Source organism: Natronorubrum texcoconense (genome assembly GCF_900100335.1).
In the GTDB taxonomy this organism is placed as follows: domain Archaea; phylum Halobacteriota; class Halobacteria; order Halobacteriales; family Natrialbaceae; genus Natronorubrum; species Natronorubrum texcoconense.
The window spans coordinates 82,007-100,356 of record NZ_FNFE01000002.1; the positions used below are offsets into that span (position 1 = coordinate 82,007).

An 18,350-nucleotide genomic window follows, 5' to 3' on the forward strand; every position below is an offset into this window, starting at 1 on the left:
AAAAAGCCCTTCCGACGTATCGGCAGGAGCTAGAAGAGGTTCTCGAGGCGGTCGTCCGCGAACTGTTCTGCGGGGTCCGATCGCTCTTCTTCGCGTTCCTGAGCCCGGTTCGCCTCACGTGCGCGATCCATGAACGCCCGTACGCGATCGGAGCGTTCGGCCCCGCCGAGCAGGACCAGCGCGCCGAGTCGATCGCTGTCGAGCGGGAAGTCGCCCCCCCGGACCTGCATGCTGCCGGTCTCGTCCTCGAGCCAGCGGCGCGCGCGTTCGACACCTTTGCGGGGAATTCGGTCGGGTTCGCCGGCGATGACCAGCAGGGCCGCTTCGGCCGTCGTCGCGTCCGGGAGGCTCGTGCCCGTCAAGAGGGCCTGCCGGGAGACGCTCATGGCGGTGTTGATGTTCTCCGCGCTGTCCTCGCTCGCGAGTTCGGTCGCGTAGCCGAGCGCCGAGACGCCGCCTGCGCGGAGCGTGTTGATGACCTCGCTCGAGTCGACCACGCTTTCCCCGACGCCCTCGACCGCCTCGCCGGACGCGAAGAGGAGGCCGACCCGCTGGGCGATTTTGCCGTTGATCGTCTCGAAGGCGCCGTCCATGCTCTCGCCCTGTTCGTGCCACGCGTCGTTATCGATGAGCAGCGTCGAGTCGGCCTCGCGGATGAGCGTCTTCAGGGATCGACCGGCGTTGGCCTGGTAGAGCGCGCCCTCGTTCCGACCGGGGAGAACGCCGAGCGTATAGACCGGTACGTCGTAGACCTGCTGGAGGTGGTGGACGAGCACCGGCGCGCCGCCGCTGCCCGTTCCGCCGCCGAGACCCGCGACGACGAAAATAGCCTCGGCGCTCGAGGTGACGCGCCCGTCGAGCGCGCCGAGCACCTGCTGGATGTCCGACTGCATGACTTCGGTGCCGAGTTCGTTGTCGCCGCCGACGCCGTGTCCGTTGACGCGATCCGCGCCGATCAACAGGGTGTCGGCGAACTCGAGCGACTGGAGGTCCGCTTCCGCGGAGTTGACGGCCAGTGCGCCCTGAACGGCTCCGAAACCCATCTCCGCGTCGAAGCGGGTGAGCCGTTCAGCGACCTTGCCACCGGCCTGACCAACCCCGATCAGGGCAACTTTCATACGGATTTCATGTAAGCACGGGTAATTGAACGTTCCGGTGGACAAGTACATCGAGGGTGGACGAACGTACTCGTTCACGGACGAGGAGGTCAGCCAGCGGGGTGTCAGTATCCCCGCACGGACGACCCCGGCATCGCCAATATCGTAACAACTGAAACGATTTGCACACTGATCGCATAGCTCGCGGGTCGTTCCTCTCCGTCTGCTCACGGGCGCTGTGCGCCCGTTCGCATGGTCCCCGGGATCTCCGATCCCGCGCTACTCGTTTGTCGCGGTTCTCGCCCTTCGGCTCACGGATCACTTCGTTCCCCGCTCGCTTCGCGGTTCTCGCTCATTTCATTCGCTCCGAACCGCGCTCGCTCCGAATCGCGCTACTGTCGTGCGATCAGGTGCGCATTGACTTTCAGCGGCTACGATAACAATCCCTTTCAGCGAGATACCCGTTTCGTCGCACATGTTCTACGACCAGCGGATGACCGTCCCCGACTCGCCCGCCGACCTCCGCGCCGAGTACGAGGACGACCTGCGGGCCGTCGTCGACCAGCACGGAGCCGACGCCGTCGCCGAGCAGACCGACGTGGATCGGGACGCTGCCGAGGCGCTGCTCGAGTCCGAGTCACCCGACCTCACTATCGCAGAAGTCGCCCAGATTCAGTCGCTCGAAGCGGGCGAACCCGAGCCGGACGAGATGGTGACCATCGCCTGCGAGCACCTCCTGTTGGGGATGTCGACGGCCGTGCTCGACGTCGATTCCATCGAGAGCGAACTCGAGATCGAACTGGACGCCAAGGAAGTACAGCAGAAACTCGAACAGCGCGCGCCGATGTCGCTCGAGGAGTTCGTTCACATCCAGTACGTGATCGCCGACGGCGCGCCCTGACCGGGGTCGGCCGGCCGGTGGCGCACGTCCCACTCACGACGCCGTGAGTTTCTACACAATCATTACATATGATTATATTCTGAGATGGCGTACTAGCTCCGATTACGATGAAATCACCAACACGTATCGAGCAGCAGGTATCGACAGTGAGCGCGCGTCTTAGCGCGGTGGGACGATGAGTTTCGCCACGTCGACGAGGGCCGCCGGCAACCGAGTTCGGGGCACCGTCGAAGACGGTACGCACCGAGCGCGAAAGCCCGCGTTCTACTTCGTCACGGCCGCCTTCGTCGCGTTTCTCCTGTTCGCGCTGCGCGAATCGATGGTGATGGTCGGAACCGCCTGGACGGGCGGCTACGCGTTCCCGGTCCACCGCGTCCACCACATGATGATTGGCGGGATGCTGACGGTGTTCGCCGCGACGGTCGCCGTCCAGCTCTATCGCCCGGCGAAGCGAGTGGGGGCGCTCCAAGCCGCGATCGCCTTCGCGATTTCAGCGTTCGTCCTCACGGCCGTCGCCTCCGGTCTCGCGGCGGCCGGCGAGATCCTCGTCTTCATGGTTCCGGTCCTGCTCATCGCCCTGTTACACCCGGCTCGCAGAGAAATCCTGCCGAGCTTCGAGGGGATGGATACCCGGCTGGTCGCACTCGCCGCCATCGGCGCGCTCGGCATGGCGGCCGTCGCCGTCGGCGAGTACGCGAGCCACACGACGCTCACCAACGAACACGTCACGTTCGGTCACTTCGAGTTCATGCTGTTCGCGACCGTCTCGATCGGCCTGTTCGCGCTGCTGGGCGCCCTCCGACCGACCGGCTGGCGCGCACTGGTCTACGCCGCCGCCGCGATGGCCGTCCTCTTCGCCGCCGGCTCGCTCGCGTTCCCCGGAATCGAGCAGGGCTCGAGCCTCGGTACCGCCGGCGCGCTCGCAACCGTCGCGTGGGCCATCGCGTTCGTCGTCCTCGCGGAGTACGTCGACCGCACCGACTCGATCGAATCGGAATCGACCGACGCGGAACCGGCCCTCACGGAGTCGGCCTGAGCCGCGCTGACTCGGTCCAGTCGGACCGGTTCCGGGCGACGACCACACCGTGAACGGTTAATTTTCGCTTCGAACCTCGAGATTATGTACGCGCACCTACGAGACGACGTATGAACGTCGCAATTCTGGGCTGTGGCCACGTTGGCCTCGAGTTGGGCCGCCAACTCACCGAGCGCGGTCACGAGGTGACCGGCGTGCGTCGCTCCGACGGCGGCGTCGAGAAAATCGAGGCAACTGGATTCGACGCTGTCAAGGCTGATGTCACCGAACGGAATGCGCTCGAGGCCGTTCCAGACGTCGACGCCATCGTCTTCGCGGCCAGCAGCGGCGGCCGGGGCGCGAACGCAGCCCGCGAGGTCTACGTCGAGGGTCTGCGGACGGCCATCCAGCAGTTCGGCGAGCGCGAGAACGGCCCCGACAGGCTGGTCTACACCTCCTCGACGGGTGTCCACGGCGATCACGACGGCGACTGGGTGGACGAGGAGACCGAACTCGATCCGACCACCGAGAAGACCGCGGTGCTCGCCGAGGCCGAACGGATCGCCCTCGAGTTACCTCCCGAGTACGGCTTCGAAGGCACCGTCGCACGCTACGCCGGCCTCTACGGCCCCGGTCGCTACCGCCTCGAGCGCTACCTCGAGGGCCCGGTCACCGAGGGCTACCTGAACATGGTCCACCGCGACGACGCGGCGGGAGCCGTCCGCTACCTCCTCGAAGAGGACCTTGCGCGCGGCGAGGTAGTGCAGGTCGTCGACGACGAACCCGCCCCAAAGTGGGCGTTCGCCGACTGGCTGGCCGAGCAGTGCGGCCTCGAACAGCCGCCGAAGCAGACGAAAGCCGAGCGACTCGCGGAGGGAGACGTTTCGGAGGCCGGCAAACGCCGCATTCTGACCAGCAAACGCTGTTCCAACGACAAACTGCGGGAGCTGGGCTACGAGTTCGCGTACCCGACGTATCGGGAGGGGTACCGGGACGCGATCGATGACTATCTCGGTCGCTGACGGCGCTACCACGCCGATACGCGCAGATATTGACGACAAACGGTCGCCAGAGGGGGAAATTTCTTAGTGATTCACTTTGATTGTCGGGTATGAGCGACCGGGACCTCTCGATCAGCAGCGTCTCTCTCGAGCCCGACACGTTGCTGGTCGAGAGCGTCGTCGACGAACTCCAGGCCCTCGAGCCCCTGGTGCTCTCCCTGCTCGTCCTCGCGACCGTGGCCGTCGTCGTCGGCAGCTGGTGGGTCGTCCGCTGGTTTCGACGACCGCCCGGCGTCCGCATTCAGCGCTTGCTGGGAAACTACGACGAAATTGCGGTGTTGATGCACCCGAACCCGGATCCAGACGCTATGTCCTGTGCGATGGGAATCGCCCGAATCGCCGAGGCCGTCGACACCGAGGCGACGCTGCAGTACGCCGGCGAAATTCGCCACCAGGAAAATCGCGCGTTCCGAACCGTTCTCGATCTCGAACTCGAGTCGATCGAATCGAGCTCGCAGCTCGCCGCCGACGCCGTCGTCCTCGTCGATCACAACACGCCGCGCGGGTTTGCGGGCTCACAGACTGTCGAACCCATCGCTGTCGTCGACCACCACCCCGGCAACGGGGCTGGGACGGAGTTCACCGACGTTCGGACCGACTACGGTGCCGCGTCGACGATCCTCGTCGAGTATCTGGACGAACTCGGCGCGACGATGGCGGCGGAGGGCGGCAACGGGTTCGAGATCTCGGAGGAGCTCGCCACGGGGCTCCTGTACGGCATTCAGTCGGATACGAACCAGTTGACGAACGGCTGCTCGCGGGCCGAGTTCGACGCCTGCGCCTCGCTGTTTTCGGGTATCGACGAGGACCTCCTCGATCGGATCGCCAACCCGCAGGTCAGCGACGACGTTTTACGGGTCAAAGCGACGGCCATCACCGAAAAACGCGTCGAAGGTCCGTTCGCCGTCTGCGACGTGGGCGAGCTCTCGAACACCGACGCGATCCCGCAGGCCGCGGACGAACTGATGCACTTAGAGGGCGTCACGGCGGTCGTCGTCTACGGCCAGAACGACAACACGATCCACCTCTCGGGGCGCTCGCGGGACGACCGGGTCCACATGGGCGAGACCCTGCGCCACGCCATCAGCGACATTCCGATGGCCAACGCGGGCGGCCACGCCCGGATGGGCGGCGGACAGGTGTCCGTCGACCACATGAACGGGATCGGTCCCTCCGACGGCATCAGCAAACCAGAGTTCGAAGAGCGGCTCTTTTCGGCGATGGCCGGCGAACGGTAATCGACTGGTCCAAAGAATAAGACGGACACGAAGGGCAGCGACCGCTCGAGCGTGTCGCTTCCGTCGAATCGAATCCCCGCGTTCGAGTCGGAACCGCGCGCTACTCAGCGGACGGCGTTTCGGTGGTCCCGCGCGGTTCGCCTCCGTCGGTCGCCGCGAGGACGATCTCGCGAGCGTCTTCGAACAGCTCCTCGGCTCGCTCCGGATCGCGCGCCTCGGCCGTGATCCGAACGACCGATTCGGTCCCGCTCGGACGGACGAGCGTCCAGCCGTCGCCGTGATCGATCCGAACGCCGTCCAGCGCGTCGACCTCGAGATCCCGCTCTCGAACCGTCGCCTCGACGCGCTCCATGACGGCCGTCTTGTCCGTCACGTCGATCGACGTCCGGCGGATCGGGTAGGTCTCGAGGTCGTCGACCAGCCCGGCGAGCGAGCCCGCGCGTTTGGTCATCGCGGCGAGTTTCGCGGCCGCGAGCGGGCCGTCCGGGCAGAGCGTCTCCTCGGGCCAGATCCACGCGCCGCTCGGTTCGCCGCCGAAGACGACGTCGGGTTCGGTCGCCCGCTCCGCGACGTAGACGTCGCCGACGGCCGTTCGCGTCACCGAGGCGCCCGCGGCCGCTACCGCATCGTCGACCGCGAGGCTCGTATCCACCGGCGCGGCGATCCGGTCGCCGTCGCCGGCCATCTCCCGGGCGAACAGCGCGAGCAGGAGGTCTTTCGGAACGAACCGGCCGCGTTCGTCCACCGCCACCATGCGGTCGCCGTCGCCGTCGTGGGCGATTCCGAGGTCAGCGTCCGTCGCGCCGACCAGCCGCTGGAGGTCCTCGAGGGTCTCCTCGTTCGGCTCGCTCGGCCGGCCCGGGAAGCGGCCGTCCTGCTGGGCGTTGAGCGTTCGCACCTCACAGCCGAGGTCGACCAGGGCTTCCGCCGTGACGCTGCCCGCGCCGTTGCCGACGTCGACGACCACGTCGAGCCCCGAGAGGTCGTCGACGGTGTCCGTGATCGTCTCGGCGTGGCGCTCGAGCAGTCCCTCGTGGTGTCTCCGGTCGCCGATCCCGTCCCAGCGCTCGAGGTCGTAGCGCTCGTTCTCGACTCGGTCCGTGATCGCCGCGCGGCGCTCGGTGTCGAACGCCTGGCCGGAAGGCGACCAGAGTTTGATCCCGTTGTCCGTCTTCGGGTTGTGGGAGGCGGTGATCACGACGCCCGCGTCCGCGTCGAGCCAGTCGATGCCGCGGGCGACGGTCGGCGTCGGGGCGATCCCGATCTCGATAACGTCGCCGCCACACTCCCGTATCCCGGCGGAGAGTGCGTCGACCAGCATCGTCCCGCTCTCGCGGACGTCGCGGCCGACGACGACGCGTTCGTACCCCTCGGATGCCAGCGCACGGCCGACGGCGAGCGCCAGTTCGGCCGTTACCTCCTCGCCCACCGCCCCGCGAATTCCGCTCGTTCCGAACATAACCGGTGCTACCACGACCGGGTATATAAAAATCGGAACATCGTCCTGCGTTTTGAGAGCCCTTATCACGGGAGTCGACGATCGATTGAGACGTCGGACGATCTGAGGCATCCGTTCGTCCGTACAGCTGCGGGTGCGAACGTGTTCGCCCCGTCACCACCGATGGCTCCAAACGGGTCGCTTAAGTCTCTCGGCCGACGTAGCCCGGACACTAATGGAATTCTGCGACGAATGCGGTTCGATGATGAAAGCCGACGACGGGCTGTGGGAGTGTGGCAGCTGTGGCTTTACGAAGCCGAAAGGTGACGCGGACGAGTACATCGTGACGGACGACCAGGAGGCGAGCGAGATCATCGAGTCCTCCGGCGAGACCTCCCTGCCGGAGACCGACGCGCTCTGTCCCGAGTGCGGTCACGACCGAGCCTACTGGTACATGCAACAGATTCGGTCGGCCGACGAGAGCGAGACGCGCTTTTTCATCTGTTCGGAGTGCGAGCACAAGTGGCGCGAAGACGACAACTGACCGACTCGCCCGTCCTCACCATCCGTTCTCACCACCCATCCGGAACAGTAGTGTCGAACGGACAGCGACCGATCATCAGCCAGGCAGAATGTACCAGCCAAATTAATTTTGTCTGACGTACGTTTATGTGGCCGGACGGACCCCTAGGAGATATGTCGAAAAATCGCGTCGAGGAACTCGAATCGACGGTTGCGGAACTCGAGTCGACGGTAGAAGGGCTGACGGACGAACTCATCGAATCCAAGGAGCGCATTCGCGTGCTCGAGGCCGAACTCGACACCGAGTCGCCGACCCGCGTCCCCGAGCGACGCGGCGGCAAAGAAGCGGAGTCGGCGGACGAGGTGACACAGGAAGCCGCACCGGACGAGGTTGCGGAAGCCGCAGCCGATGCCGACGCCGACAGCGAGGAGGCGACGGCCCAGGACGAAGCGGAAGACTCAGGTAGCGACGACATTATTGTCGCATAACTGCGTGGCGACGGCGCGGCCGCGGTCGACCGTCGACGGTGTCGACGGCAGCCGACCCCGCGACGAAACTCGTCACGATCCCCGGGAGAGACGGAGGGCTCGAGAAGAGAATGTATATCAAGGCACTCGTTCTGGACAATTTCAAGAGCTTCGGCCGAAAGACGAAGATACCCTTTTACGAGGATTTCACGGTCGTCACGGGACCGAACGGTTCCGGGAAATCGAACATCATCGACGCCGTCCTCTTCGCGCTCGGACTGGCCCGAACGCGCGGGATCCGCGCGGAGAAACTGACCGATCTCATCTACAACCCCGGTCACGAGGACGGTAACGACTCCGGCGGCCCGCGCGAAGCGACCGTCGAAGTGATTTTAGATAACTCCGATCACACCCTCGAGCGGACGCAGGTCGTCAACGCCGCCGGCAGCGACGACGTCGGCGACGTCGACGAGATTCGCATCCGCCGGCGGGTCAAGGAGACCGAGGACAACTACTACTCCTACTACTACCTCAACGATCGCTCGGTCAATCTCTCTGACATCCAGGACTTACTCGCCCAGGCCGGCGTCACGCCGGAGGGATACAACGTCGTCATGCAGGGCGACGTGACCGAGATCATCAACATGACGCCCCACGCACGCCGGCAGATCATCGACGAGATCGCGGGGGTCGCCGAGTTCGACGCGAAGAAGGAGGACGCGTTCGGTGAACTCGAGGTCGTCGAGGAGCGCATCGACGAGGCCGAGTTGCGAATCGAGGAGAAACGCGACCGACTCGCCCAGCTCGAGGACGAGCGACGAGAGGCCCTGCGCTACCGCCGGCTCCGACGCGAGAAGGAGGAGTACGAGGGCTACAAGAAGGCGAGCGAACTCGAGGAGAAGCGCGCGGATCTCGAATCCGCCCAGTCGAAAGCCGAGGGGCTCGCGGAGGACTTAGAAGAACTCCAGCGCGAACTCGACGAGCGCGAAGGGACGGTGCTCCGCCTGCAGGAGGACCTCGAGGATTTGAACGCCGAGATCGAGCGGAAGGGCGAGGACGAGCAGCTGCGAATCAAAAGCGAGATCGAGGAGATCAAAGGCGAGATCTCGCGGTTCGAGGACAAGATCGAAGCCAGCGAGGAGGCGATCGAGGAGGCGGAATCCAACCGCCGCGAGGCGTTCGTCCAGATCGACCGCAAACAGGAGACGATCGAGGAACTCGGCGACGAGATGCGCGAGCACAAACTCGAGAAGGCCTCGATCACGAGCGAGATTCAAGAGCGCGAGACCGAACGCGACGAACTCGAGGCCGAGATCGACGCCGTCGACACCGAGTTCGACGAGCTCAAAGCGGATCTGTCCGACCGGAAGGACGATCTCGAGGAGGCAAAAACGACCAAGAACGACCTCCAGCGCGAGCAGGACCGCCTGTTGGACGAGGCGCGCCGGCGCTCGAACGAGATCAGCGAGAAGGAGGCGACGATCGAAGAGCGCCGCGAGGAGATCCCCGAAATCGAGAGCAAGCGCTCCGAACTCGAGCGAGAGCTCGAGAAGGCGGAGAAGAACCGCGCGAACATCGCGGGCGTCGTCGACGACCTCAAGGGAGAGAAACGACGCCTCCAGTCGGACGTCGACGACGTCGACGACGACATCCAGGCGAAACAACAGGAGTACGCCGAACTCGAGGCCAACGCGGGCGAGAGCGGCGACTCCTCCTTCGGTCGCGCGGTGACGACCATCCTCAACGCGGGGATCAACGGCGTCCACGGCGCGGTCGCCCAGTTGGGGACCGTTGCCGGCGAGTACGCCGTCGCCTGTGAGACCGCGGCGGGCGGGCGACTCGCGAACGTGGTCGTTTCCGACGACGTCATCGGCCAGCAGTGTATCGACCACCTCAAGTCGCGCAACGCGGGGCGGGCGACGTTCCTCCCGATGACGGACATGAGCCAGCGGCGGCTTCCTAACGCGCCCAGCGACCCGGGTATCGTCGACTTCGCATACAATCTGGTCGACTTCGATCAACAGTACGCCGGCGTCTTTTCCTACGTGCTCGGCGACACGTTAGTTGTCGAGGACTTAGAGACCGCCCGCTCGTACATGGGCGACTACCGGATGGTCACCCTCGACGGCGACTTAGTCGAGAAGAGCGGCGCGATGACCGGCGGTTCGGGCGGCGGGTCCCGCTACTCCTTTACCGGGGGCGGCGAGGGCCAACTCGAGCGCGTCGCGAAACAGATCACCGAGTTACAGGACGAACGCGAGGAACTTCGCGAAGAACTGCGTGACGTCGAGGAGCGACTCGACAACGCTCGCGACCGCAAGACCGACGCGGCCGACGAGGTGCGTTCGATCGAGAGCAGCCTCGAGAGTCTCACGGAGCGACGCGAGTCCGTCGAGGAGGAGATCGAGACGCTCGAGGACGACCTCGCGGAACTCGAGGACGAACGCGAGTCCGTCGACGAACGGATGACCGAGATCTCGGGCGAGATCGAGGAGAAGACGGCCGCGGTCGAGGCAATCGAAGCAGATATCGACGAACTCGAGACCGAACTCGCCGACTCGAAGATTCCGGAACTTACGGAACAGATCGAAGAGTTAGAAGCCGAGGTCGACGAACGCGAGGACCGCATCTCGAACATCGACAGCAAACTCAACGAGCTGAGCTTAGAGAAGGAGTACGCCGAGGACGCAATCGAAGACCTCCACGACGACATCGAGACGGCTCAGAACCGCAAAGCGGAGCACGAAGACCGGATCGAGGAGTACGAGGCGAAGATCGAGGACAAACGCGAGACGCTCGAGGGCAAACACGAAGCCGTCGCGGACTTAGAGGACGAACTCGCCGAGTTGAAAGACGAGCGCGGTGACCTCAAAGAGGAGCTCTCCGAGGCCCGAACGAGCCGCGACCAACAACAGGACCGGGTCAACGCCGTCGAGAGCAAACTCGAAAACACCCGCAGCAAAGTCGGCGACCTCGAGTGGGAGATCGAGAGCCTCGAGAGCGAGGTCGGCGACTACGACCCCGAGGACGTGCCGGATCACGAGACGGTCCTCGAGATGATCGAGTACCTCACCGCGGACATGGAGGCGATGGAGCCCGTGAACATGCTCGCGATCGACGAGTACGACGACGTCCGGAGCGATCTCGAGGAACTCGAGGACGCGCGGGCGACGCTGGTCGAGGAGGCCGAGGGCATCCGCGACAGGATCGAGCAGTACGAGACCCAGAAGAAGCGGACGTTCATGGACTCCTACGACGAGATCGCCGCTCAGTTTACGGAGATCTTCGAGAAGCTCTCGGAGGGGACCGGAACGCTGCACTTAGAGGACGAGGCCGATCCGTTCGAGGGCGGGTTGACGATGAAGGCCCAGCCGGGCGACAAGCCGATCCAGCGCCTCGACGCGATGTCCGGCGGGGAGAAGTCCCTGACCGCGCTCGCCTTTATCTTCGCCATCCAGCGACATAATCCGGCGCCGTTCTACGCGTTAGACGAGGTCGACGCCTTCCTCGATGCGGTCAACGCCGACCGGATCGGCGAGATGGTCGACGAGCTCTCCGAGAAGGCCCAGTTCGTCGTCGTCTCCCACCGCAGCGCGATGCTCGACCGCTCCGAGCGAGCGATCGGCGTCACGATGCAACAGGACAACGTCAGCGCGGTAACGGGCATCGACCTGAGCGACGGCTCCGACGAGGGTGAGGAGGTGCCAGCGAGTGACTAACGAGGAGGTCGAGGAGCCGGAGGCGACGACGGGATCCTCGAATACGCGAACGGAAAGTGACGCGAACCGTGAGCGAAGCGAACGGCCCGAGGAACCGGAGACGGCGACGGAGACGGAGTTTTCGAATACGCGAACGGAGAGCGACGCGAAGGGTGGACGAAGCGAACGGCGCGATGAGGATTTCTATACGGACGGCGGGAAGGACGACATTCCGCTGAATATCGCGGGTCACGAGGATCGGGAGCCGCCGGGATCTAACTCGAGCGACGCTCCCGAGTCGCCGGGCGACGGATCGGTCCTCGAGTTCTCCGAAGACGACGACCTGGGCGGGGATGTCGACGTCGAAGACGGGCAGGACGAAGACGACGAGGTCGAACCCGTCGAACTGCTGGTCCAACTCGCCAAGGACGGCGAGATCGACCCCTGGGACATCGACATCGTCGCGGTGACGGACAAGTTCCTCGAGGCGATCGAGGACGCCGACCTCCGCACCTCGGGTCGGGCGCTGTTCTACGCGAGCGTCCTTCTGCGGATGAAAAGCGACGAACTGTTCGCTCCCGACGAACCCGAGGAGGATGAACTCCCACCGTGGGAGGCGCCGTTCGCCGACGAGGGACCGATGGACGGCGGCGAGGACGGCAGCGATGGCGGCCCGCCCGGCTTCGACCCCGTCGAGGGCCTCGAGGCGGAGATGGAACGTCGCCTCGAGCGCAAGCAGGCCCGTGGGAAGCCCGAAACGCTCGACGAACTGGTGCGGGAGTTGCGCGGGGCCGAACGCGGCACCTGGTGGAAGGAGTCCCGAACCTACGACACGAGCGACTCGCCGCGGGGCTACGACCGCGGGATGCAGGAGCTGAACTACCACTCGGGCGACGACTTCCGGGTGGACGACGAGCCGACGAGCGACGACGTCACCCACACGACCCACGAGGAGGACATCGAAGCGGTCATCGACGACGTCGAGTCGGAACTCGAGTCCCAGTACGAACAGGGCCGCGAGGAGGTGCTGTACGCCGAAATCGATGGTATCGGCGGCACTCGCGTGATGACCTACCTGGCACTCCTCTTTCTCGCCCACCGGGGCCGGGTGCGCCTCGAGCAGGACGAACTGTTCGGCGATCTCTGGGTTCAGGACGCGACGGTCGAGACGGAAGCGACCGAAGCGGTTGCGGACTGACTCGAGCGGAGGTGAAACTGACGGGCGGTCGTGGGTAACCGACTGCGGAACTGCCACAAACGTTTACCGAGCGCCGTTCGAACGTCGGGTCGATGTCCAGACCAGCCGACGCGCGACCGGACGACGCGGCCTTTCGCGTCCGCGTCGAGACGTTTGCCCTCCTGCGGCGGCTACTCCCGGTCGGGGCCCTCGCGGGGTCGCTCGTCGGCCCGTTCGTCTTCGTCGACTCGAGCACCGCAGTCTGGCTCTCGATGGCGCTCTTCTTCGGGACGCTGTTCGTGTGTTGGACACTTCAGGGACTCCCGCTGTATCCGGCCCACACGTTCGGAATCGAGTACCGATTCGAAGACGAGCGCTTCGCGTCGGATCGGCGGCAGTGCATTCGCTGTGAGGCGGTGATCGAGGACGGAACGCACCGTCGCTACGCGCGTCAGTTCGTCGTTCTCGGGGTTCCGGTTCACACGCTCGCGTGGGGAGACAACGAGTTCTGTCCGGACTGCCTCGAGGCCGACCCGGACGTCGCAAGCGGCTCCGAATCACGAGAGACCCGCGAGTCGGCGCCCGGAGCGGGCGGGTCGGGGAACTCGAGGGAAGAGACAGAACGGACACATTCGGCCGGTGACACCACATACACCCAGCAGGCCGGCAAGGGGCCTGGAACCGACATTGTCCGCCGCATCGACCTCAACGACGAGCGGACGGCGCTCGAGGTCGAGCGGGCCTTCGACGGCGGCGACTCGTATTAATGTGTGTGCACGATAGTGGTTGACGATATCACACCTCACGAGAAAACAAGTAAGTCGAGCGATAGGCAGGTAGTATGTCCTCCGGCGAGTCGCCGGACGAGAGTGATCTCACGGAGGGGTCGCTCGTCCGGCCGATGTTCAAGTTGGCGTGGCCGCTCGTGGTCATCCAGCTCCTGCAGGTCGCCTACAACGTCGGCGACACCTTCTGGCTCGGTGCGCTCTCGCCCGACGCCGTGGGCGCGGTGAGCCTCGCCTTTCCGCTGCTCTTTCTGGTGATCGCAGTCGGTGCCGGCTTCACGACGGCCGGCGCGATCCTGATCGCCCAGCACACGGGTGCCGACAGCGGGAAGGGGGGTCTGATCGCCGGTCAGACCATCTCGTTCATCTCGATCGTCGCGGTCGTCCTCGGCATTATCGGCTACTTCGCGACCCAGCCGATGCTCGACGTCCTCCCCGCCGACAGCGACACCCAGGAGGCGATCCTCCCGCTGGCGGCTGACTACCTCCAGATCTTCTTCCTCGGCGTGCCCTTCGTCTTCGGCTTTTTCGTCTTCGCCGCGCTCATGCGAGGGTACGGTAACACCCGCGCGCCGATGCGGGTGATGTTCATCAGCGTCATCATCAACCTCGTGATCGACCCGCTGCTCATCTTCGGCGTCGGGCCGCTCCCACGCCTCGAGATCGCCGGCGCCGCCGTCGCGACCGTGATCTCTCGCGGGATCGCGACGCTGATCGGCTTCTACCTGCTGTACTACACGGATGTCGGTCCCGATATCGAGTTCGGCCACCTCCGTCCGCGCCTCGAGTACGTCTCCGAAATCACCCGGCTGGGCGTCCCGACGGCGCTCGAGCAGTCGATGACGGCGCTGGCGCTGGTCGGTATGACCGCGATGGTCGTCACCTTCCCGCCGGCGGTCGTCGCGGCCTACGGGCTGGGCAACCGGCTGATCTCGCTCGCGTTCCTGCCGGCGATGGGGGTGGGACAGGCGACGGACTCGATCGTCGGTCAGAACCTGGGCGCTGGCAAGGCCGAACGAGCCGAAAAAGCGACCTGGATCGCCTCGGGCGTCGTCGCGGGGATCATGTTCGTCGCCGGTGCGCTCGCCTTCCTCTTCCCGGAGCCGTTCGTCGCGGTGTTCCTCACGGCTGAAGAGGCGGGCCGCGCCGAGACCCTCGCATACGGCGTCACCTACCTCCAGTTTGCCGCGTTCGCGTTCGTCTTCATGGGCGTCATGCAGGTCATTCAGGGCGCGTTCCGGGGTGCTGGGAACACGAAGACGGCGCTCGCGTTCGCGGTTCTCGGTCTCTGGGTCGTTCGCGTGCCGGTCACCTACTACCTGATCTTCGTCGCCGGCTGGGGAACGACGGGGATCTGGACCGGCGTCATCGTCGGCGATATCGTCGGCGCAATCGCCGCCGTCGCGTGGTTTACGCGGGGCACGTGGAAGGAGTCGCTGCTCGACGATGGTGGCGACGGCGGGACGGATTCGATGACGGGAGCGACCGACTCGAGCGACGCCGAATCGGTCGCCGAGTAACGGACGCGTTGGATTCGGTATCTATCCGTTCGAAACGGTGTCGAAACCGATAGCGGGAATCGATGCGACGGCACGACCTCTCAACCACGAACACGTACTGCATTTCCTTCAACCCTAATCTGTTTGGAAAATCCCTCAAGCAGGGTGGTGATGTACGAGAGCGTATGCTCACGAACAGGGAGTCAACCGATGTGGACGACGGACCGAAGCAGTACCTGGTGACGTGCGAGAGTTGCTCGTTCGAACACGCGGCCGACGGTCGCGAGCGCGCGACGGCGATCGGCACGGATCACCACCGGGAGACGCACCACGAAGTCGTCGCCTTCGAGGTTCCGCCCTCGCTCGGGTCGCCGTAAGCTCCGTCCGGCCTCGAGTCGAACGCGGCCGCCTCGAGTCACGGCGTTACGGTCGCGTTCGGATCCGGTCGATCCGCCAGGCAATCGCGCCCAGCGCGTAAACGCAGTCAGTCGTCGCCGAGCGTCCACTCGCCCGGCCCGGCGGACTCGAGGACGTCGCGTCGCTCCATCTCGTTTAGCACTTCCGGAACCCGGTTCGGCTGGGCGATCTCCATCTCGATGCGATCGATGCCGTGGAACTCGGCGAGATAGTGACGGATCTCCTCCTGCGTGAACGACTCCTGTTCGGCCTGCTGCATCACGCCTGAGACGAGATCGACCATGTCTTCGATGAAATTCCAGGGGTAAACGATCCAGGTCCACTCGTCTAAGTGTTCGCCGACGTAGTCGGGTTCGAACTCGCTGGTTCCGAGCAACTGGAGCGTCGCGGTTCGAACCTCGCCGGCGCCCCGGTCGGTAACGTACTCGTGGGCGCGCTCGATGGAGCCGCCGGTGTCGGCGATATCGTCGATGATGAGGACGTCCTTCCCCTCGACGCTGCCCTCCGGCATGGGGTAGCGGACGGTGGGTTCGCCGCTCTTCTCGGCGGTCCCGACGTAGTGTTCCATCTTTAGGCTCGTCAGGTCGTCCAGCCCGAGGAAGTCACAGAGACAGCGGCCCGCGAACCAGCCCCCGCGGGCGAGCGCGACGACGACGTCGGGTTCGAAGGCATCGTCGCGAACCTCGTCGCCGACGTCGCGACACAGGCCGTAGATGTACTCCCAGGTAGTGATCGTACAGTCGAAATCGTCCGGTAGATCGGACATCTGTTGGCACCTGTTCGGTCGCAGGGTGGCGACGCTCATAAGTGGGCTGAAACCCGCCGTCCTCACTGCGTGTCGCGTTCGATTAAATTCAATACGTAGCGGTTAGGATATTGTGTAGAACGGTGCAATAGCCCATGCCAACCACCCAGGACTACGAGTACCTTCTCGAGTGCAAGAACGTGATCGGCGTCGACTACGACGAGCGGGAGGACCGAGTAACCGTCTTCGTCACCCAGAAGGAGTCGGACGACTGTCTCGCCGACGAAGACCACGTCGCAAAGCGCGTCGCCGACGCGGGCGACGACGTGACCATCGACGTCGTGGACGCGGGCTACGGCGAGGAGCGCGAGGGGTTCGACGCGCTGTCGATCTACGAGACGGTCCCCGAAGCCGCACCCGGACGCGAGGGACGCCACCGACCCGTGCCCGCGGGCGTCAGCGAGAGCAACGCGAACCTGACGGCGGGAACCGCCGGTCCCTACCCGGCTCGAGTGACCGATCCCGGCGACGGAGACGTCGTCTGGCGCGACGACATCGAGCCGGGAGACCTCGTTCGACTCTCGAACAACCACGTCTACGCCCGCTCGAACGAAGCGGACCCCGGCGCGCCGATCCGCCAACCCTCGCCTCGCGACGGCGGCACCGAGGACGACGCGGTCGGCGACCTCGTCGGCTACGTCCCCATCGAAGAGGGCGTTCGGGTCGACGTCGCCGCTCGGTCGGCCGGCCCGGATCGGGACGCGGCCGACTACTTCGAACTCGAGGATGCGTGGCCGACCGGCGTTCGCCGCGATGACTACGAGACACTACGTGGCGAGACGGTGACGAAAACGGGGCGTACGACGGGCGTGACGGATGCCGAAATCGAGGCGACGAGCGCCAGCGTTCGCGTGAACTTCGGCGACGAGCACGGGCCCGTACTGCTTCGCGAGCAGTTAGTCACCGGCTCGATGTCCGAGGGCGGCGACAGCGGGTCGCCGGTATTTCTCGAGGACGGTGCGCTCGTCGGCCTGCTCTTCGCCGGCTCTGCCGAGCAGACGATCTGCAACCGGATCGGACTGGTCGAGTCCGAACTCGGCGTCGAGATTCTGACGGCGGAGCCGGACGCGAACGGCAGTACCGACGGAAGTGACGAGGTCGCCGTCCACACGACGACGCTCGATCACACCGTCTCGGTCGACCTCGAACCGTCGTCGCTCTCGCTCGAGTCGATTCGGTTCGAGGATCGGATTCGGCCCGGCGAGCGCGTCGAGGCTGCGGTCACCGTCGGTGCCGAGCCCGGGACGTACTGGCTCGCCATCGAGGACGAGCGGACGACGGTTACGGTCCCGAAGAACGGCGACGGCGATGGATCTCGAGGACGAGCGACGGCAAGTATTCTCGTCTCGGTCCCCGACGATGTCGACGACTCGCTGACGGTTCGGATTCGCGGTGGACCCGTCGGGTCGCTCGAGTGAGCGGTCGGAGGCGTGCTACGGACGTCAGCAGTGTGTTAGGATGGCGCGACGAGGCGAAAACAGAGGAAGTTCGGACGAGTCGCCTCGTACTCGTACCGTTCCGGGTTCGCCTCGCGGTACGCTTCCGTCGGCGTCGGTTCGAGCAGTCGGTCGAGCCGGAACCCGGCCTCGAGCGCGGGGGACAGCATCGCGGAGAGCGGGCGACGGTACGCCGGAACGTCGACCTCGCTACCGAAGGCGTCCCACGTCGCCGAAACCAGTTCCAGCTCGTGATAGTTCTCGGCGTCGTCGTACTCCTCGAAGTCGGCGTGGGGATGTTGCACCGAGCAAACGATCCAGCCGCCGGGAGTCAGGACCCGGCGGAGTTCGCGAAACAGCGAGGCCCACTCTTTCACGTAGTGAAACGCCAGCGAACTGGTGACGCCGTCGAACGCATTATCAGCGAACGGAAGCTCTCCCTCGAGATCGGCCCGAAGGAAGTCGGCATCGGGGACCCGTCCCCGTGCGTACGCGAGCATCTCGCGACTCGCGTCGAGACCGACGACGGTCGCACCGCGATCGGCGAGTTCGTCCGCGAGGTGACCGGCACCGCATCCGGCGTCGAGAACGCGTTTCCCCTCGGTCTCGGGGAGCAAGGAGAGCGTTGCCGGCCGTTCGAGATAGGCGTTCGACGGCTTCGTATCGCCCTCGCGGTCGTACCCCGCCGCGAGTTCCTCGTAGGCCCGCTGGGCTATTGGGTGGTCCGGCGTCTCGGGCATTAAACGCACAGATACACCGTTCGCATACAAATCTGTACATCTTCCGCGCTGGG

16 protein-coding genes are annotated in these 18,350 nt (G+C 65.2%); 12 read left to right on the top strand and 4 right to left on the bottom strand.

The window, feature by feature from the left end:
- Positions 1 to 29: 29 nt before the first annotated feature.
- Complete coding sequence (locus BLT08_RS06655) at positions 30 to 1,118, bottom strand: tubulin/FtsZ family protein (RefSeq protein ID WP_090304169.1); 1,089 nt, start codon at positions 1,116 to 1,118, stop codon at positions 30 to 32.
- Between the two features lie 454 nt (positions 1,119 to 1,572).
- Between BLT08_RS06655 and BLT08_RS06660 the strand changes: the two genes are divergently transcribed.
- The 4 genes from BLT08_RS06660 to BLT08_RS06675 all read left to right on the top strand — a co-directional run bounded on the left by BLT08_RS06660 (position 1,573) and on the right by BLT08_RS06675 (position 5,312).
- Positions 1,573 to 1,998: a DUF5791 family protein gene (locus BLT08_RS06660; RefSeq protein ID WP_090304171.1), complete on the top strand. Its 426-nt coding sequence runs from the start codon at positions 1,573 to 1,575 to the stop codon at positions 1,996 to 1,998.
- A gap of 175 nt (positions 1,999 to 2,173) precedes the next feature.
- Positions 2,174 to 3,034: a hypothetical protein gene (locus BLT08_RS06665; RefSeq protein WP_090304173.1), complete on the top strand. Its 861-nt coding sequence runs from the start codon at positions 2,174 to 2,176 to the stop codon at positions 3,032 to 3,034.
- Positions 3,035 to 3,144: 110 nt separating this feature from the next.
- Positions 3,145 to 4,035 carry an SDR family oxidoreductase gene (locus BLT08_RS06670; protein WP_090304176.1) on the top strand — a complete coding sequence of 297 codons (891 nt, stop codon included), beginning with the start codon at positions 3,145 to 3,147 and terminating at the stop codon, positions 4,033 to 4,035.
- A gap of 89 nt (positions 4,036 to 4,124) precedes the next feature.
- Positions 4,125 to 5,312 (top strand): DHH family phosphoesterase, encoded by a 1,188-nt coding sequence (locus BLT08_RS06675; RefSeq protein ID WP_090304178.1) that lies wholly within the window; start codon positions 4,125 to 4,127, stop codon positions 5,310 to 5,312.
- A 100-nt stretch (positions 5,313 to 5,412) separates the two neighbouring features.
- Here the strand turns inward: BLT08_RS06675 and glmM are convergent, their stop codons facing one another.
- Positions 5,413 to 6,771 (bottom strand): phosphoglucosamine mutase, encoded by a 1,359-nt coding sequence (gene glmM / locus BLT08_RS06680; protein WP_090304180.1) that lies wholly within the window; start codon positions 6,769 to 6,771, stop codon positions 5,413 to 5,415.
- 214 nt (positions 6,772 to 6,985) lie between these two features.
- Here glmM and BLT08_RS06685 point away from each other — a divergent pair, with 214 nt between their 5' ends.
- The 7 genes from BLT08_RS06685 to BLT08_RS06715 all read left to right on the top strand — a co-directional run bounded on the left by BLT08_RS06685 (position 6,986) and on the right by BLT08_RS06715 (position 15,276).
- Entirely contained in the window at positions 6,986 to 7,294 is a 309-nt protein-coding gene (locus tag BLT08_RS06685) for a transcription factor S (protein WP_090304183.1), read from the top strand.
- Between the two features lie 152 nt (positions 7,295 to 7,446).
- Positions 7,447 to 7,761 carry a DUF7518 family protein gene (locus BLT08_RS06690; protein ID WP_090304186.1) on the top strand — a complete coding sequence of 105 codons (315 nt, stop codon included), beginning with the start codon at positions 7,447 to 7,449 and terminating at the stop codon, positions 7,759 to 7,761.
- Between the two features lie 110 nt (positions 7,762 to 7,871).
- Complete coding sequence (gene smc, locus BLT08_RS06695) at positions 7,872 to 11,459, top strand: chromosome segregation protein SMC (protein WP_090306033.1); 3,588 nt, start codon at positions 7,872 to 7,874, stop codon at positions 11,457 to 11,459.
- Positions 11,452 to 12,636, top strand: coding sequence for a segregation and condensation protein A (locus tag BLT08_RS06700; RefSeq protein ID WP_090304188.1), 1,185 nt, complete (start codon positions 11,452 to 11,454; stop codon positions 12,634 to 12,636). Before smc ends, BLT08_RS06700 begins: the two co-directional genes overlap by 8 nt.
- 92 nt (positions 12,637 to 12,728) lie before the next feature.
- Complete coding sequence (locus BLT08_RS06705; RefSeq protein ID WP_245724170.1) at positions 12,729 to 13,382, top strand: DUF8108 domain-containing protein; 654 nt, start codon at positions 12,729 to 12,731, stop codon at positions 13,380 to 13,382.
- A 74-nt stretch (positions 13,383 to 13,456) separates the two neighbouring features.
- Positions 13,457 to 14,920, top strand: a complete 1,464-nt coding sequence (locus BLT08_RS06710; RefSeq protein ID WP_090304191.1) for an MATE family efflux transporter — start codon at positions 13,457 to 13,459, stop codon at positions 14,918 to 14,920.
- Between the two features lie 164 nt (positions 14,921 to 15,084).
- Entirely contained in the window at positions 15,085 to 15,276 is a 192-nt protein-coding gene (locus BLT08_RS06715) for a hypothetical protein (RefSeq protein WP_090304194.1), read from the top strand.
- A 107-nt stretch (positions 15,277 to 15,383) separates the two neighbouring features.
- Here the strand turns inward: BLT08_RS06715 and BLT08_RS06720 are convergent, their stop codons facing one another.
- A complete protein-coding gene (locus tag BLT08_RS06720) occupies positions 15,384 to 16,082 on the bottom strand; it encodes a phosphoribosyltransferase (RefSeq protein ID WP_090304197.1) in 699 nt (232 codons plus the stop codon).
- A gap of 134 nt (positions 16,083 to 16,216) precedes the next feature.
- Between BLT08_RS06720 and BLT08_RS06725 the strand changes: the two genes are divergently transcribed.
- On the top strand, positions 16,217 to 17,539 hold the full coding sequence (locus BLT08_RS06725) for a chymotrypsin family serine protease (RefSeq protein ID WP_090304199.1): 1,323 nt from the start codon (positions 16,217 to 16,219) through the stop codon (positions 17,537 to 17,539).
- A 35-nt stretch (positions 17,540 to 17,574) separates the two neighbouring features.
- Here the strand turns inward: BLT08_RS06725 and BLT08_RS06730 are convergent, their stop codons facing one another.
- Positions 17,575 to 18,297, bottom strand: coding sequence for a class I SAM-dependent methyltransferase (locus BLT08_RS06730; protein WP_090304202.1), 723 nt, complete (start codon positions 18,295 to 18,297; stop codon positions 17,575 to 17,577).
- Positions 18,298 to 18,350: the final 53 nt, after the last annotated feature.

Coding starts and splice junctions, on each gene's coding strand:
- BLT08_RS06675 (WP_090304178.1), top strand. CDS start 4,125: ATGAGCGACCGGGACCTCTCGATCAGCAGCGTCTCTCTCGAGCCCGAC.
- BLT08_RS06710 (WP_090304191.1), top strand. CDS start 13,457: ATGTCCTCCGGCGAGTCGCCGGACGAGAGTGATCTCACGGAGGGGTCG.
- glmM (WP_090304180.1), bottom strand. CDS start 6,771: ATGTTCGGAACGAGCGGAATTCGCGGGGCGGTGGGCGAGGAGGTAACG.
- BLT08_RS06730 (WP_090304202.1), bottom strand. CDS start 18,297: ATGCCCGAGACGCCGGACCACCCAATAGCCCAGCGGGCCTACGAGGAA.
- BLT08_RS06655 (WP_090304169.1), bottom strand. CDS start 1,118: ATGAAAGTTGCCCTGATCGGGGTTGGTCAGGCCGGTGGCAAGGTCGCT.
- BLT08_RS06720 (WP_090304197.1), bottom strand. CDS start 16,082: ATGTCCGATCTACCGGACGATTTCGACTGTACGATCACTACCTGGGAG.
- BLT08_RS06665 (WP_090304173.1), top strand. CDS start 2,174: ATGAGTTTCGCCACGTCGACGAGGGCCGCCGGCAACCGAGTTCGGGGC.
- BLT08_RS06715 (WP_090304194.1), top strand. CDS start 15,085: ATGCTCACGAACAGGGAGTCAACCGATGTGGACGACGGACCGAAGCAG.
- BLT08_RS06660 (WP_090304171.1), top strand. CDS start 1,573: ATGTTCTACGACCAGCGGATGACCGTCCCCGACTCGCCCGCCGACCTC.
- BLT08_RS06725 (WP_090304199.1), top strand. CDS start 16,217: ATGCCAACCACCCAGGACTACGAGTACCTTCTCGAGTGCAAGAACGTG.
- BLT08_RS06670 (WP_090304176.1), top strand. CDS start 3,145: ATGAACGTCGCAATTCTGGGCTGTGGCCACGTTGGCCTCGAGTTGGGC.
- BLT08_RS06690 (WP_090304186.1), top strand. CDS start 7,447: ATGTCGAAAAATCGCGTCGAGGAACTCGAATCGACGGTTGCGGAACTC.
- smc (WP_090306033.1), top strand. CDS start 7,872: ATGTATATCAAGGCACTCGTTCTGGACAATTTCAAGAGCTTCGGCCGA.
- BLT08_RS06705 (WP_245724170.1), top strand. CDS start 12,729: ATGTCCAGACCAGCCGACGCGCGACCGGACGACGCGGCCTTTCGCGTC.
- BLT08_RS06685 (WP_090304183.1), top strand. CDS start 6,986: ATGGAATTCTGCGACGAATGCGGTTCGATGATGAAAGCCGACGACGGG.